Below are 13,749 nucleotides of genomic sequence, written 5' to 3' on the forward strand. Positions count from 1 at the left end.
CACTCTGGACGGCCGGGGGTCATGTCTGTCCCAACCCCTCGACCAGCGGCACGAAGCGCACCTGCCGCAATTCGTCATAGTCAAAGCCGCTTTCGCCGCGCCGCACGCGGATCAGGGTCTGGACCGCATCCGACTGCCCGACCGGCACCACCATGATACCGCCGATCTTCAACTGCGCCAAGAGCGGGCCCGGCGGATCCTCGGCCGCCGCCGTCACCATGATGCGATCGAAGGGCGCCTGCTCGGGCAGCCCGCGCGAGCCGTCGGCGACCAGCGCGGTGATGTTGGGCAGGCCCAGGTGGCGAAACAGCGCCTCGGCCTCGGCCACCAGCCGGCGGTGGCGGTCGATGGTATAGACCCGGCGGCACAAGAGCGACAGCACCGCCGCCTGGTAGCCCGAGCCGGTGCCGATCTCCAGCACCTTGTCGCGCGGCCCGACCTCCAGCGCCTGCGTCATCAGCCCCACGACCGAGGGCTGGCTGATGGTCTGGCCGCAGGGAATGGGCAGCGGCGTGTCGTCATAGGCGCGATCCTCGAAATGGCCGCGCACGAACTCGCCGCGGTCGATGCGCTCCATCGCCTCCAGCACGCGCGGATCCGTGACCCCGCGCTGCCGCAGCGCGAACAGGAAGCGCATCTTGCGTTCGGCGGTCTCGGGATCGTCGCTCATGCCCAGGTTCAGCCCTCCTCCAGCACGCCGCGCAATTCGGCCAGGGTCTTGTGGCAGGTCAGGTCCGGCCGCATCGGCGTCAGAGAGATATAGTCGCGCATATTCGCGTCCACGTCACTCTCTGGCGTGGCCTGCGCGGTCTGCGAGCCGCCCAGCACCCACAGGAACCGCCGCCCGTTCGGGGCGTGATAGGGCTCGACCTCGAAGCGGACGCCCTGGCGGCGGCCCTGGGGCGCGACCCGCGTGCCCTTGACCGAGGCCGCGTCGCAGGGCGGGAAGTTGATGTTGTAGAACAGCCGGAAATCCTGGTCCGAGGTCCAGTCGCCGTAATCCAGCAATTGCCGGATCAGCCGCGGCCCATGCATCCGGGCCGCCTGGAACGGATCGTCCAGCGCCGCGGTGCGCTGGCCCATGTATTGCGACAGCGCGATGGCGGGCAGGCCCTGCAGCGCCGCCTCCATCGCGCCGCCCACGGTGCCGGAATACATCACGTTCTCGCCCGAGTTGTTGCCGCGGTTCACGCCCGACAGCACCAGGTCCGGGGGATTGTCCCGCATCACGTCGGCGATGGCGGCCAGCACGCAATCGGCCGGCGTGCCCTCGGCGGCATAGCGGCGCGGGCCCAGCTCGGCGATCAGCGTCGGGTGGACATAGCTGATGCAATGGGCGACGCCCGATTGCTCGAAGGCGGGGGCGACGGTCCAGACCTCGCCGCCCGGACCGGCGACCTCGGTCGCGATCGCCTCCAGCGTCTCGAGTCCCGGAGCGTTGATGCCGTCGTCGTTGGTAATCAGAATGCGCATGGTCTTCCCTGTCCGGCGGCCGCGCCGGGCCGCTGTCCACGCCGCCCGCGTCCCTTGCCGTTATCTGCCCGTCACATCTGCTTTATCCGCGCCACAGGCTTGCGACAACCCGCCGGAAGGGCCACGGAAGCGTTTGACGCAGGGCTGTTGCCGGGGCAGCATCGGGACAAGGCAATAAGCCGGGCAGGACATGCAGATCTATCTTCCCATCGCCGAAGTGGCGGTCAATGCGCTGGTGCTGATCGGCCTGGGCGGCATCGTCGGGCTGATGTCGGGCCTGTTCGGCGTCGGCGGCGGCTTCCTGATCACGCCGCTCTTGTTCTTCATCGGCATTCCGCCGGCCATCGCGGTGGCGACCGGCGCCAACCAGGTCGTCGCCTCGTCCTTTTCCGGCGTGCTGGCGCATGTCAAGCGCAAGAGCGTGGATTTCCGCATGGGCTGGGTCTTGCTGGGGGGCGGCCTTGTCGGTTCCTCCGCGGGGGTGCTGCTTTTCAACATGCTGTCGCGGCTGGGCCAGGTCGACCTGGTGGTGCAGCTTTGCTATGTCGTCTTCCTGGGCCTGATCGGCGCGATGATGCTGCAGGAAAGCCTGCGCGCGCTGCACCGCGCACGCCGCAGCGGGCCGATCAAGCCGATGCGCCGCCACCAGCACGGCTGGGTCCACAAATGGCCGCTGAAGATGAAGTTCCGCGCCTCGGGGCTGTATATCAGCGCGATCCCGGTCCTGCTGGTCGGCGCCGCCGTGGGGGTGCTGGGCGCGATCATGGGCGTCGGCGGCGGCTTCATCATGGTGCCGGCGATGATCTATCTGCTGGGGATGCCGACCAAGGTGGTCATCGGCACCTCGCTGTTCCAGATCACCTTCCTGTCGGCCTATACCACGCTGATGCATGCCGTCTCGTCGAACACGGTGGACGTGATGCTGGCGGTGCTGCTGATCGTCGGCGGCGTGACCGGGGCGCAGATCGGCACCCACCTGGGCGCCCGGCTGCGGGCCGAGCAGCTGCGCATCCTGCTGGCGCTTCTGGTGCTGGGGGTCTGCGGCAAGCTGGCGCTGGACCTGTTCCTGCGCCCGGACGAGCTTTATTCGATCACGCCGGGGATATTGCCATGATCCGGCACGCGCTTTTCGCCGCCCTGGCGCCGGTCCTGCTGGCGCTGCCGGCGAATGCGCAGCCGGCCACCCCGCAGCCCCCGCCCGAGCAGATCGTCGCCGGGCTGTCGCGGGACGACGTGGACATCACCACCAGCTTCGACGGTTCCGAGATCATCATCTACGGCGCCATCAAGCGCGAGACGCGGATCCCGGCGGGCGCGCCCCTGGACGTGATCGTCACGCTGGAGGGGCCGGCCCAGGCGCTGACCGTGCGCCACAAGGAACGCCGGCTGGGCATCTGGATCAATACCGGACGGGTCAGCGTCGGCGCGGCCCCCAGCTTCTACGTGGTGGCGACGACGCGGCCCCTGCACCTGATCCTGCCCACGGCCGAGGACCAGCGCCACCGCATCTCGATCCCGCTGGCGATGCGCGCCTTTGCCGGGCCGATGGAGGTCGAGGATGCCGTGCCCTATACCGAGGCGCTGATCCGCCTGCGGCGCGCGTCCGACCTTTACCGCCAGGACGACGGCGCCGTGCGGCTGGCCGAGCAGACGCTGTTTCGCGCCGATGTCCGCCTGCCCGCCAACCTGGTCGAGGGCGTCTACAGCACCCGCATCTTCCTGTTGCGCGACGGCCGGGTCATCGACACCTTCCGCGCGCCCATCGAGGTGCGCAAGGTCGGGCTGGAACGCTGGCTCTATCGCCTGGCGCTGGAGCAGCCGTTCATCTACGGCATCATGTCGCTGGCGATCGCGGTGGCGGCGGGCTGGGGCGCCTCGGCCGCGTTCCGGCTGGTCAAGCGTCCCTGACCTCGCCGCGGCGGAACGGCCCCATCTCGGCCAGGATCGCCATTTCCTGGTCCACGGCCTCGCGTTCGCGTTCCAGGTAATCGGCGATGGCGTCGTGAAAGCCGCGGTCGGCGACCCAATGCAGCGAATGGGTCTGGCTGGGCATGTAGCCGCGCATCAGCTTGTGTTCGCCCTGCGCCCCGGCCTCGACGCGGGACAGGCCATGGGCGATGGCCCAGTCGATGGCCTGGTGATAGCACAGTTCGAAATGCAGGAACGGGTGGTCCTCGGTGCAGCCCCAATAGCGGCCGTAAAGCGCGTCGCTGCCGACCAGGTTCAGCGCCCCGGCGACGGGGCGGCCGTCGCGCAGGGCCAGGACCAGCAGGCAGTCGTCGCGCATGGTCCGGTGCAGGATGTCGAAGAAGGCGCGGGTCAGGTAGGGCCGGCCCCATTTGCGCCCGCCGGTATCCTGGTAGAAGGTCCAGAAGGCGTCCCAATGCTCGGGCCGGATCTGGTCCCCGGTCAGGCTGCGGATGCTGCCGCCGAAAGCCTGCGCCCGCTCGCGTTCCTTGCGGATCGCCTTGCGCTTGCGCGAGGACAGCTGCGCCAGGAAGTCGTCGAAGCTGGCATAGCCCCGGTTCAGCCAGTGGAACTGCTCGCTGGCGCGGGGCAGGAAGCCGGCCGCCTCGCCCAGCCTCGCCTCGGCCTCGGTGCAGAAGGTGACATGGGCGCCGGACAGGCCCGATTGCTGCGCGAATTGCGCCATGGCCGCCAGCAGCCCGCGCCGCACCGCCGGGCTGGACGCGATCAGCCGCGGCCCGGTGACGGGGGTAAAGGGCACGGCGCATTGCAGCTTGGGGTAATAGCGCCCGCCGGCCCGCGCATAGGCCTGCGCCCAGCCGTGGTCAAAGATGTATTCGCCCTGGCTGTCGGTCTTGACATAGCAGGGCGCGACGCCCGCGACCTGCCCGTCCAGCCGCGCGACCAGGTGGCTGGGGTGCCAGCCCGTCCCCTCGCCGACCGAGCCCGATTGCTCCAGCGCCGACAGGAAGCGATGGGTGGTGAAGGGGTTGGCGCCCGCCCCGCAGCCGTCCCATTGGGCGGCGTCGATCCCGGAAATCGCAGGCAGGACGGAAACGGCAAGCTCGCTCATGGGGGCAACATAGGCGCGGGCGCGGCGATTGTCAGGGCTTGGCGGGCAGGTAATGCTCGAATGTGATGTTGTCGGCGACGCGGCGCGCCTCGGCCTCTTCGGCGGCCGAGCGCACGGTCCAGCACAGCACCGGCACCCCCCGCGCCTTCAGCGCCGTCACCGCCGGATTGGCCAGGTCGCGGCGGTCATGCGAGATGAAGCCGGCCCCCACCCGGTCGAAATCGGCGATGGCGGCCAGATGCGCGCGGGTTTCGGCGTCCAGCATGTCCCAGTCCTCGGCCTCATAGCCGCAGGTGGTCAGCCCCACCGTCACCCCCGGCGCGGCGGCATGGAAGGCCTCGACCGCATGGGGGTTGAAGGACATGACCGCGACCGGGCCGCCATAGCCGGCAAGCAGCCGCGCCACCTCGGCCTGCAACGCACCCACCTCGGCCGAGGAGCGCATGCTCTGGTCCTTGATCTCGATCAGCAGCGGCACCCGGCCCGCGACCTCGGCCAGCAGTTCCGAGAGCGTCGGGATATGCTCGGCGGTGCCCATGATGCGCAGCATGGACAGCGCGTCGATGCCCAGGGCGCTGACCAGCCCCTCGGCCCCGGTCAGCCGCGGCAGGTCGTCGTCGTGAAACACCAGCGCCGTGCCGTCCGCGGCGCGCTGGATGTCGCATTCGATGCCGTAGCCCGCGGCGATGGCGGCGCGAAACGCCGCCATGCTGTTTTCCGGCACGCCCGGCCCGTGCAGCCCGCGATGGGCGATGGGCAAGCGCAGGAAATCCGGGTCAAGACCCATCAGGCGAACTCGAAGATCGCCTCGACCTCGACCGCGACGCCGCGCGGCAGGGCCGGGGCCGAGACGGCGGCGCGGGCATGGCGGCCCTTGTCGCCGAAGACCTCGACCATCAGGTTCGAGCAGCCGTTGATCACCTCGGGCTGGTCGGTGAACTCGGGCGTCGAGTTGACGAAACCGGTCAGCTTGACCACCCGCACCACCCGGTCCAGCGACCCCAGCGCCGCCCGCGCCTGCGCCAGAAGCGCCAGGCCGCAGCCGCGCGCCGCCTCGGCCCCCTCCTCGACCGCCAGGTCGGCGCCGAGCCGCCCCTTGGCCGGGCTGATCTGGCCCGAGACGAACAGCAGGTTGCCCGTCATCACATAGGGCACGTAGTTCGCCGCCGGCGCGGGCGCGTCGGGCAGCGTGATCCCCAGCTCTGCCAGTTTCGTCTCGATGGACATGCTTTTCTCCTACCAGTCGATGAAGTCGCGGAAATCGCTCAGCACGATGCGCCAGGTATCCAGCGCGTCGTCGAAATTCTTGCGCCCGATGCCGTCGCCTGCAACCCCGATATCCATCTCGATGAAGGGATCGCCGGTCTCGTCCAGCCAGACCTTGCCGAAACGCTTCTCGCGGTTCCAGCGGTTCGCCATGCTCTCGGGCATCGAATCGTCCAGGTCGAACCCGGCCGAGAACTGGATCGCGCCGCAGGTCTTTTCGCATTGGTAGAAATAGACCTGGAAGCTTGTGCCGTCGATGCGGCTTTCGATCAGCGGATCGCCGGCGCTGTCGGTGGTCAGCTTGGCCGGCAGGCCGAAATCCGTCATCAACAGGCGAATCACCTCGGGATCGCCCATGACCTGCGCCTGTGCCGCGGGCGCCTGGATCAGCGCCGCCAGCACAAGAGGAACCAGGGTTCGCATCATCTTCTCCGTTGCGGAAATCGCGCGCTGATTACCGCTTTGCGCGTCAGGCCACCAGAGCCTCCGCGCGCTTCAGATCCACGCTGACCAGCTGGCTCACGCCCTGTTCCACCATGGTCACGCCGAACAGCCGGTCCATGCGCGACATGGTGACGGCATGGTGCGTGATCACAAGAAAGCGGGTCTCGGTCCGCCGCGTCATCTCGTCCATCAGGTCGCAGAAGCGGGTGACGTTGGCGTCGTCCAGCGGCGCGTCCACCTCGTCCAGCACGCAGATCGGCGCGGGGTTGGCCAGGAAGACCGCAAAGATCAGCGCCAGCGCCGTCAGCGTCTGCTCGCCCCCCGACAGAAGGCTGAGCGTCGAGAGCTTTTTCCCCGGAGGCTGGCACATGATCTCCAGCCCCGCCTCCAGCGGGTCGTCGGATTCGACCAGCACCAGCCGCGCCTCGCCGCCGCCGAAGAGATGCGTGAACAGCGTGGTGAAATTGGCGTTCACCGTGTCGAAGGCGGCCAGCAGCCGCTCGCGCCCCTCGCGGTTCAGGCTGCCGATGCCCTGGCGCAGCTTGCGGATCGCCTCGGTCAGGTCCTCTTTCTCGGTCGCCAGCCGGTCGCGCTCGGTCTCCAGCTCGCGCTTGTCCTCGTCGGCGCGCAGGTTCACCGCGCCCAGCGCGTCGCGGCTCTGGCGCAGGCGGGCGATCTGGTCCTCCAGCGCCTCGGGGGCGATTTCCTCGACCTCGCCCAGGGATTCCAGCAGCGCCTCGGGCGTGGCTTCCAGTTCCTCGTGGATGCGCAGGCGGGCGGCGGTTTCGGCCTGGATCGCCGCCTCGGCGCGGGCCTCGCGGGCGGCGCGGGATTCGCGCGCGTCGGATGCGGCGCGCTCGGCCTCGCGCTCGGCCTCGGCGGCGAGGCGCAGCGCCTGGTCGGCGGCGGAGAGCGCGGCACGGGCGCGGGCCAGGCGGGCGGCGGCCTGCGCCTCGGCCTCGGTCAGCACGCCGCGGCGCTCGGCCAGGATCTCGGGCTGGGCCTCGGCTTCCTCCAGATCCTCCGCCGCCTGCTCGCGGCGGGCGGCCAGTTCGGCGGCGCGGGTGCCGGCCTGGTCCAGCCGCAGCCGCCAGCCGGATTCCTCCTTGGCGATCTCTTGCAGGCGCTTCACCCGCGCATTGGCCTCGCGCCGCAGCTCGTCCAGCCCGCTGCGCCGGGTCATGGTGGCGATGCGCGCCGCCTCGACCCCGGTGCGGGCATGTTCCAGCGCCGCCGCGGCCGCACCGCGGTCGGGCAGCTCGGCCAGCGCCCGCTCGGCCTCGGCCAGCCGGGCGCGGGCGTCCAGCGCATCCTCGCGATGCCGGGCCAGTTCGGCGCGGGCGGATTCGGCGCGGCTTTGGGCCATGGCCAGTTCGGATTCGGCACGGGTCACGGCGCGCACGGCGTCCGACAGCCCGCGCTCGGCCTCGCGCCTTGCGTCGCGGGCGCGCTTCTCGGCCTCGGTCGCGGCCAGGTGGCGGTCGCGCAGCGCCTGATGCGCGGCCTGCGCATCCTCGGCGCGGGCCTGCGCCGCCCCGGCCTGTTCAGCCAGCTCGGCCAGCTGGTTGACCTTTTGCAGATGCAGCGCGGCCGAGGACGCCGCCTCGCCCGCCATCACCCGCATGCCGTCCCAGCGGAACAGGTCGCCCGCCCGCGTGACCAACCGCTGGCCGGGGGCAAGCCGGGCCTGCATCGCCGCGCCCATGGCCGCATCCGCGACCAGCCCGACCTGCGACAGCCGCCGCGCCAGCGCCTCCGGCCCCTCGACATGCGGCGCCAAGGGCTCGGCGCCCTCGGGCAGCGCCTGCGCTGCGTCATAGCCCGGCAGCAGGTGCCAGCCCGAGCCATCATCGGCCAGCCCGACGCCCAGGTCGTCGCCCAGCGCCGCGCCAAAGGCGGTCTCATGACCGCGCGCGACCCGCACCAGGTCCAGGATCGAATCGCCGCCCTGCCCGCGTTCCACCAGCCGCTTCAGCGCCGCCATCTCGGCATTCAGCGCCGAGACCTCGCCCTCCGCCTCGGCCCGTGCCGCACGGGCGGCGGATTCCTCGGCCTCCAGCGCGCCGCGGGCTTCCTCGGCCTCGGCCAGCGCTTCTTCGGCGGATTCGACGCGCTCGCGGGCCTCTTCCTGCGCTTCCTCGGCAGCTTCGCGGGCCGCATCGGCCTCGGCGCCGGCATCGGCGGCGCGGGCGGCGGCGGCCTCGGCCTCGGCGGCGGCACGGGTGGCGCGCTCCTGCATCTGGCGCAGGTCGTGGACCAGCCGCTCGGCCGATTGGTGGCGGGCGGCAAGGCGGGCGGATTCGTCGGTCAGCTCGGCCAGCTTGGCCTCGACCTCGCGCAGGGCCTCGGCGGCCTCTTCGGCGGCGGTGCCGGCGGCGTCCAGCCGCTGGTCATGGCCCTGCCCGGCCTTTTCCAGTTCGCGCCTTTCCCATTCCAGCCGCTCGATCACCTCGCCGGCGTCGCGGTTCAGCGCCGATTCCCGCTCGATGTCGCGATCGAGCTGGGCGATGCGCGCCAGCAGGGTCTGGATCGCCTGGCCGGCGCGGGCCTCGGCCTCGTCCAGCGCCTCGCGCTCGACGGTGGCACGGGACAGGATGGCGGCGGCGACCTGTTCCTCCTCGCGCAGCGGCGGCAGCTTCGCCTCGGCCTCCTCGCGGGCGGCGATGGCGCGGCGGGCCTGCGCTTCGGCATCAGCGGCGGCGCGGATCGCGGCGCGCAGCGCCTCGGCGGTCGCGGCCTTGGCCTGGTCGGCCTCGGCCCAGCGGCGATACAGCAGCACCCCTTCGGCCCGACGCAGCGCGGCGCCGATCTCGCGATAGCGCGCGGCGGCGCGGGCCTGCCGCGCCAGGCTGGCCGCCTGCGTGGACAGCTGGTCCAGCGTGTCGTCGACCCGCGTCAGGTTCGCCTCGGCCGCGTTCAGCCGCAACTCGGCCTCGTGCCGGCGCTGGTAGAGGCCGGAGATCCCCGCCGCCTCCTCCAGCACGCGCCGGCGCGCCTTGGGCTTGGCGTTGATCAGCTCGGAAATCTGTCCCTGCCGCACCAGCGCCGGCGAATGCGCCCCGGTCGAGGCATCCGCGAACAGCATCTGCACGTCGCGCGCCCGCACTTCCTTGCCGTTGATGCGATAGGCGGAACCGGCATCGCGGGTGATGCGGCGGGTGATGTCCAGCGAATCCGCGTCGTTCAGCCCGGCGGGGGCCAGCCGGTCCTTGTTGTCGATGGTCAGCGTGACCTCGGCATGGGCGCGGGCGGAACGCCGCGCGGTGCCGGCAAAGATCACGTCCTCCATCCCGTCGCCGCGCATGGCGGTGGGCCGGTTTTCGCCCATGACCCAGCGCAGCGCCTCGAGCAGGTTCGACTTGCCGCAGCCGTTCGGGCCGACCACGCCGGTCAGGCCCTCGTGGATGACCAGGTCGGTCGGGTCCACGAAGCTCTTGAAACCATTGAGGCGCAGGCGGTCGAAACGCAATGCGAAGGGTCCACGAAGATCGTTCAAATCCCCCGGATTCTTCGCCATCGGGCCGCTCAAGTCAACACAAACCCCCAGATATGGCGGGCGCTCGGCGGTTATCCACAAGATTTAAGGGTTCACCACAAGAAATCCGCTGCTAATCTGGCCGGCATGATTCCCGCGCTTGCCATCATCCTGGTCTTCCAGCTCATCGGCGAGGTTGCCACGCGCAGCCTTGGCCTTTTGTTGCCCGGCCCGGTGCTGGGCCTGCTGCTGCTGGTGCTGTCCTGCACGCTGCGCCCGGCGCTGGCCGAGATGCTGCGCCCGGTCGTCACCGGCATCCTGGGCCATCTGTCGCTGTTCTTCGTGCCGGCGGGGGTGGGCGTGGTGGCGCATCTGGGGCAGTTTCGCAGCGACGGGCTGGCGGTGGCGCTGGCGCTGACCGTCTCGACCGCGCTCGCCATCGCGGCGGGGGCGCTGGTGTTTCGCGCCGTGGTGCGCTGGACGGGCGGGTCCGAGGAATGACCGACGCGGCGCTGATCTGGAGCTATTTGACCCAAGGGCCGCTTCTGTGGCTGACGGCGACGCTGATCGCCTATTGGCTGGGCGACACCTTCTTTCGCGCCATGGGCCGGCAAAGCTGGGCCAATCCGGTGCTGTGCGCGGTGATCCTGCTGGCTTGCGTGCTGGGGCTGACCGGCACCAGCTACCAGACCTATTTCGAGGGCGCGCAATTCGTGCATTTCATGCTGGGCCCGGCCACAGTGGCGCTGGGAATGCCGCTTTACGACAACCTGCGCCGGGTCAGGAAGGCGGCGCTGCCGCTGGTCGCGGCGCTGCTGGCGGGCTCGGTGACGGCGGTGGTCTCGGCGCTGGCCATCGGCAAGGCTTTCGGCCTGTCCGAGGTGATGCTGGCCAGCCTGGCGCCGAAATCGACCACCGCCCCCGTCGCCATCGGCATCGCCGAGGGCCTGGGCGGCGAGCCCACGATCACCGCCGTCCTGGTGCTGGTCACGGGCATCTTCGGCGCGATCATCGCCACGCCGCTGCTGAACGCGCTGGGGATCCGCGACTGGCGGGCGCGCGGCTTTTCGCTGGGCGTGGCCGCGCATGGCATCGGCACGGCGCGCGCCTTCCAGGTGAACGAGACCGCCGGCGCCTTTGCCGGCATCGGCATGGGGTTGAATGCGGTGCTGACCTCGATCATCGCACCGCTGGCGCTGCGGCTGTTCGGGTAAGGGGGCAAGGAGCTTGAGCCCTTAGCTCCGGCCTAAATTCGGACCAGCGACTCGCAGAAGAAATCAATCCTCTGCCGGAAGCAGTTCCGGGTTCCAGACAATTTCCCACAAGTGCCCGTTTGGGTCGCGGAAATAGCCCGCATAGCCGCCGTAGAACGTGTCCTGCGCGGGTTTGACGATCTCTGCACCTGCCTGTTCCGCAGCGGCCATGATCTGATCGACCTCCTCCCGTCGCCTTACGTTATGGCCGAGGGTGAAGGCGGTCGGACTGACGGGCCGCTTCGGCAAGCCGGTATCATGGGAAATGTCGGCCTGGGCCCAGAGCGCCAGTTTCAGCCCGCCAGAGAGATCGAAGAACGCCACCGCGCCATGCTCGAACTCCTGGCCGACGATGCCTTTCGTGGGTAGCCCAAGGCCGTCGCGGTAGAAGGAAAGCGATTGTTCCAGATCGGCAACGCCGAGCGTCAGAACGGAAATCCTGGGTTTCATGCCATGCCCTTTCTATCGACACCTGCACCGCGCAGGCGTCTTGATAGTCTTGGGCCGTTGCCAGCAACGGAAGGACCCGCAGGGCGGGGGCCGGGCCAACCTTCCCGAGCCTAACCTGTTTCAGACGAGCAGATGCTAGGCCGAGGGTTCTGGCCGGTCAAGGTCGGGCATGTCCCGCCAAGCTGACCTTCCCTCGCCGATTCAACGAAAAAGGCCGCCCCGCGGGACGGCCCATCAGCGCGCGACGGGGGCGATTACGCCGCGTCGGCTTCCTCGGCGGCGTGGCGGCGTTCGCTTTCCTCGCGCGACAGCGCGACCGAGGTGCGCACGCCCTTGGCCACGAATTCCATCAGCCCCTTCACGACACGCTCGTTCGGGTCGATGCCGGCGCAGGACAACACCTCGCGCCCATCGCGCGAGCGTGCCCAACGTGCAATCTGATCGGGCCCGTTGCCGTATTTTTTGTCATCGGCGATCGCATCGTCCAGCGCAGCCAGCACAACGGCGGCAAAAAGCTTGCGGGCCCGCTGTCCCTGTTCGAAATTGAAAGCCGAGCCATCCACGAAATCGCGCATCATCATTATCCTGTTTTTCTTGCGGAGCCCCCGCACCTTGGCCCTTGCCAAGGCTGCTGCATCATCTTGCCTCTAGGCGGCGCTGGCCGGCTTAGCCGATCCGTGCCGTGATTCGGTATGCCTCCAGCCGCATGACCGCCATGCACAGGGCGCAAGCCCCGGCAGATACGCAGAATAGCCGCCAAAAGCAACGATCTTGCGACATGCAGAAATGCGATGGCACCCTTGACAACGCATGAAACGCGTTTCGGTTGCCTTGAGGCACGGCAATGGATATAGGTGCCCGCAATCGCGGTTCAACCCCCGAGCCCTGGGCGATTTTCCAATTCTTTCAAGGTGATCCTGAATGGCCAAGATCAATGGCAATGAAATCAAGCCCGGTGTCGTGCTGGACCATGACGGCGGGCTGTGGGCGGCGGTCAAGGTGAACCACGTCAAGCCCGGCAAGGGCGGCGCCTTTGCCCAGGTCGAGCTGAAGAACCTGCGCGACGGGCGCAAGCTGAACGAACGCTTCCGTTCCGAGGACAAGGTCGAGCAGGTGCAGCTGGAGACCAAGGACCAGCAGTTCCTGTACGAATCCGACGGCAAGCTGGTGTTCATGGACAGCGAAACCTTCGAGCAGACCGAGCTTGACGCCGATCTGCTGGGCGAGCGGCGGCCCTTCCTGCAGGACGGCATGGTCGCGGCGGTGGAATATTACGGCGACGAGGCGCTGTCGGTGCGCATCCCGCAGAAGGTGGTCTGCCGCGTGGCCGAGACCGAGCCGGTGCTGAACGGCCAGACCGCCGCGAAAAGCTTCAAGCCGGCGATCCTGGACAACGGGGTGCGCGTCATGATCCCGCCCTTCGTCGGGGTGGACGAGGCCATCGTCGTCAATACCGAGCTTTTCGAGTATTCCGAACGCGCCTGAGCCGGCCGTCGGCCCGTTCCCGCCGCGCGTCACGACGAATATGGCCAAGCGCGCCGCACGGTCATAGGATCGGCGAAAGGGCAATGTCGAACGGCGGTGGGTCGCGATGGCGAAAGGGATCGGAAAGACGGGAAAAGGCCGGGCCGGCAAGGGCAAAGCCCTTCCGCTGCGCCAGGTTCCCGACGCTTCCGACGGGCTGGACGAGGTCCGCGCCGCCATGGGCGAGGCGATCGAGCGGCTTTCCCGGCTCGAGGATGTCATGTGCGAGATGATCCAGGCCGGGCTTGCCCCCACCGTGGGCGGCGGCGAGGGGCTGATCGCCACCGGCCCGCCCAGGGAAATCGCCGAGGCCGAGGTCTCGGCCGCCCTTGCCGCGATCCTGGCCACCACGCCCAAGAGCGCCGAATCGCATACGACAGCCGGCCCGCAGGACGCGGCCGGCACCGCCGGAAGCGCGCCCGTTCCCGGCTATATCTCGCGCCGCATGCTGGTGGAGCTGGCGGTCGGCCTGGGCGAAACCCCGCTGCATGCCCGACCCTGCGCCCGGCGGGGGCTGCACCTGGTCGGCGGCGCGCGCCAGGGCACGCCCGTGCCGCTTTACCTGCGGCTTGACCGGCACCTGCGCCTGCCGCTCGACTGCGGCTCGAATTCGCTGGAGATCGAGCGCCGGCTGGGCGGGCGCTGGCACCGCACCGGGCTGCGCGCCATCAAGGACGGCATGGGCGGGATCGAGATCGACATCGCCATGCTGGAACGGCTGGCCGGGCCGTTCTCGCCGGAATTGCGCCGCGCCCTGACGCTGGATTCCCGGCCGCCGCCGAACCGCCACGGACCGCCACGCCCGCAGCCGGGGTGACGGCCAA

15 protein-coding genes are annotated in these 13,749 nt (G+C 69.6%); 6 read left to right on the top strand and 9 right to left on the bottom strand.

Annotated elements, in window-relative coordinates:
- Positions 1–19: 19 nt before the first annotated feature.
- Together KF941_RS12035 and surE are read right to left on the bottom strand one after the other, a co-directional pair.
- Positions 20–670: a protein-L-isoaspartate(D-aspartate) O-methyltransferase gene (locus tag KF941_RS12035; protein WP_036751599.1), complete on the bottom strand. Its 651-nt coding sequence runs from the start codon at positions 668–670 to the stop codon at positions 20–22.
- An 8-nt stretch (positions 671–678) separates the two neighbouring features.
- Positions 679–1,473, bottom strand: a complete 795-nt coding sequence (gene surE / locus KF941_RS12040; RefSeq protein WP_036751602.1) for a 5'/3'-nucleotidase SurE — start codon at positions 1,471–1,473, stop codon at positions 679–681.
- Between the two features lie 190 nt (positions 1,474–1,663).
- On the opposite strand from surE, the gene KF941_RS12045 reads away from it, so the two are divergent.
- Both KF941_RS12045 and KF941_RS12050 read left to right on the top strand, forming a co-directional pair.
- Positions 1,664–2,587 (top strand): sulfite exporter TauE/SafE family protein, encoded by a 924-nt coding sequence (locus KF941_RS12045; protein WP_036751604.1) that lies wholly within the window; start codon positions 1,664–1,666, stop codon positions 2,585–2,587.
- Positions 2,584–3,381 carry a TIGR02186 family protein gene (locus KF941_RS12050; protein WP_214273431.1) on the top strand — a complete coding sequence of 266 codons (798 nt, stop codon included), beginning with the start codon at positions 2,584–2,586 and terminating at the stop codon, positions 3,379–3,381. The genes KF941_RS12045 and KF941_RS12050 overlap by 4 nt, the downstream gene beginning before the upstream one ends.
- Here KF941_RS12050 and KF941_RS12055 read toward each other — a convergent pair.
- Genes KF941_RS12055 through KF941_RS12075 form a run of 5 tightly spaced genes read right to left on the bottom strand, consistent with a single transcriptional unit; the run spans position 3,368 to position 9,692 of the window.
- Positions 3,368–4,513: a GNAT family N-acetyltransferase gene (locus KF941_RS12055; protein ID WP_036751608.1), complete on the bottom strand. Its 1,146-nt coding sequence runs from the start codon at positions 4,511–4,513 to the stop codon at positions 3,368–3,370. The genes KF941_RS12050 and KF941_RS12055 overlap by 14 nt on opposite strands.
- Positions 4,514–4,544: 31 nt before the next feature.
- Positions 4,545–5,300, bottom strand: coding sequence for a glycerophosphodiester phosphodiesterase family protein (locus tag KF941_RS12060; RefSeq protein ID WP_214273432.1), 756 nt, complete (start codon positions 5,298–5,300; stop codon positions 4,545–4,547).
- Complete coding sequence (locus tag KF941_RS12065; RefSeq protein WP_024842728.1) at positions 5,300–5,740, bottom strand: RidA family protein; 441 nt, start codon at positions 5,738–5,740, stop codon at positions 5,300–5,302. The genes KF941_RS12060 and KF941_RS12065 overlap by 1 nt, the downstream gene beginning before the upstream one ends.
- 9 nt (positions 5,741–5,749) lie before the next feature.
- Positions 5,750–6,205 (bottom strand): YbjN domain-containing protein, encoded by a 456-nt coding sequence (locus KF941_RS12070; RefSeq protein ID WP_240540287.1) that lies wholly within the window; start codon positions 6,203–6,205, stop codon positions 5,750–5,752.
- A 43-nt stretch (positions 6,206–6,248) separates the two neighbouring features.
- A complete protein-coding gene (locus KF941_RS12075; protein ID WP_214273692.1) occupies positions 6,249–9,692 on the bottom strand; it encodes an AAA family ATPase in 3,444 nt (1,147 codons plus the stop codon).
- Positions 9,693–9,845: 153 nt separating this feature from the next.
- Between KF941_RS12075 and KF941_RS12080 the strand changes: the two genes are divergently transcribed.
- The gene (locus KF941_RS12080) at positions 9,846–10,199 is read left to right on the top strand and encodes a CidA/LrgA family protein (protein WP_036751614.1); all 354 of its coding nucleotides are present in this window, start codon (positions 9,846–9,848) and stop codon (positions 10,197–10,199) included.
- Positions 10,196–10,912: an LrgB family protein gene (locus KF941_RS12085; RefSeq protein ID WP_036751616.1), complete on the top strand. Its 717-nt coding sequence runs from the start codon at positions 10,196–10,198 to the stop codon at positions 10,910–10,912. The genes KF941_RS12080 and KF941_RS12085 overlap by 4 nt, the downstream gene beginning before the upstream one ends.
- 63 nt (positions 10,913–10,975) lie before the next feature.
- On the opposite strand, the gene KF941_RS12090 is transcribed toward KF941_RS12085, so the two are convergent.
- Together KF941_RS12090 and KF941_RS12095 are read right to left on the bottom strand one after the other, a co-directional pair.
- Positions 10,976–11,401, bottom strand: coding sequence for a VOC family protein (locus tag KF941_RS12090; RefSeq protein ID WP_214273433.1), 426 nt, complete (start codon positions 11,399–11,401; stop codon positions 10,976–10,978).
- Positions 11,402–11,655: 254 nt separating this feature from the next.
- Positions 11,656–11,976 (bottom strand): DUF6280 family protein, encoded by a 321-nt coding sequence (locus KF941_RS12095; RefSeq protein WP_024842734.1) that lies wholly within the window; start codon positions 11,974–11,976, stop codon positions 11,656–11,658.
- Positions 11,977–12,322: 346 nt separating this feature from the next.
- Here KF941_RS12095 and efp point away from each other — a divergent pair, with 346 nt between their 5' ends.
- Positions 12,323–12,886 (top strand): elongation factor P, encoded by a 564-nt coding sequence (gene efp / locus KF941_RS12100; protein WP_036751620.1) that lies wholly within the window; start codon positions 12,323–12,325, stop codon positions 12,884–12,886.
- A gap of 106 nt (positions 12,887–12,992) precedes the next feature.
- Positions 12,993–13,742 carry a hypothetical protein gene (locus KF941_RS12105; protein ID WP_214273434.1) on the top strand — a complete coding sequence of 250 codons (750 nt, stop codon included), beginning with the start codon at positions 12,993–12,995 and terminating at the stop codon, positions 13,740–13,742.
- Positions 13,743–13,749: the final 7 nt, after the last annotated feature.

Origin of the sequence: Paracoccus sp. pheM1 (assembly GCF_018499825.1) — a bacterium.
Classification (GTDB): Bacteria; Pseudomonadota; Alphaproteobacteria; order Rhodobacterales; family Rhodobacteraceae; genus Paracoccus; species Paracoccus versutus.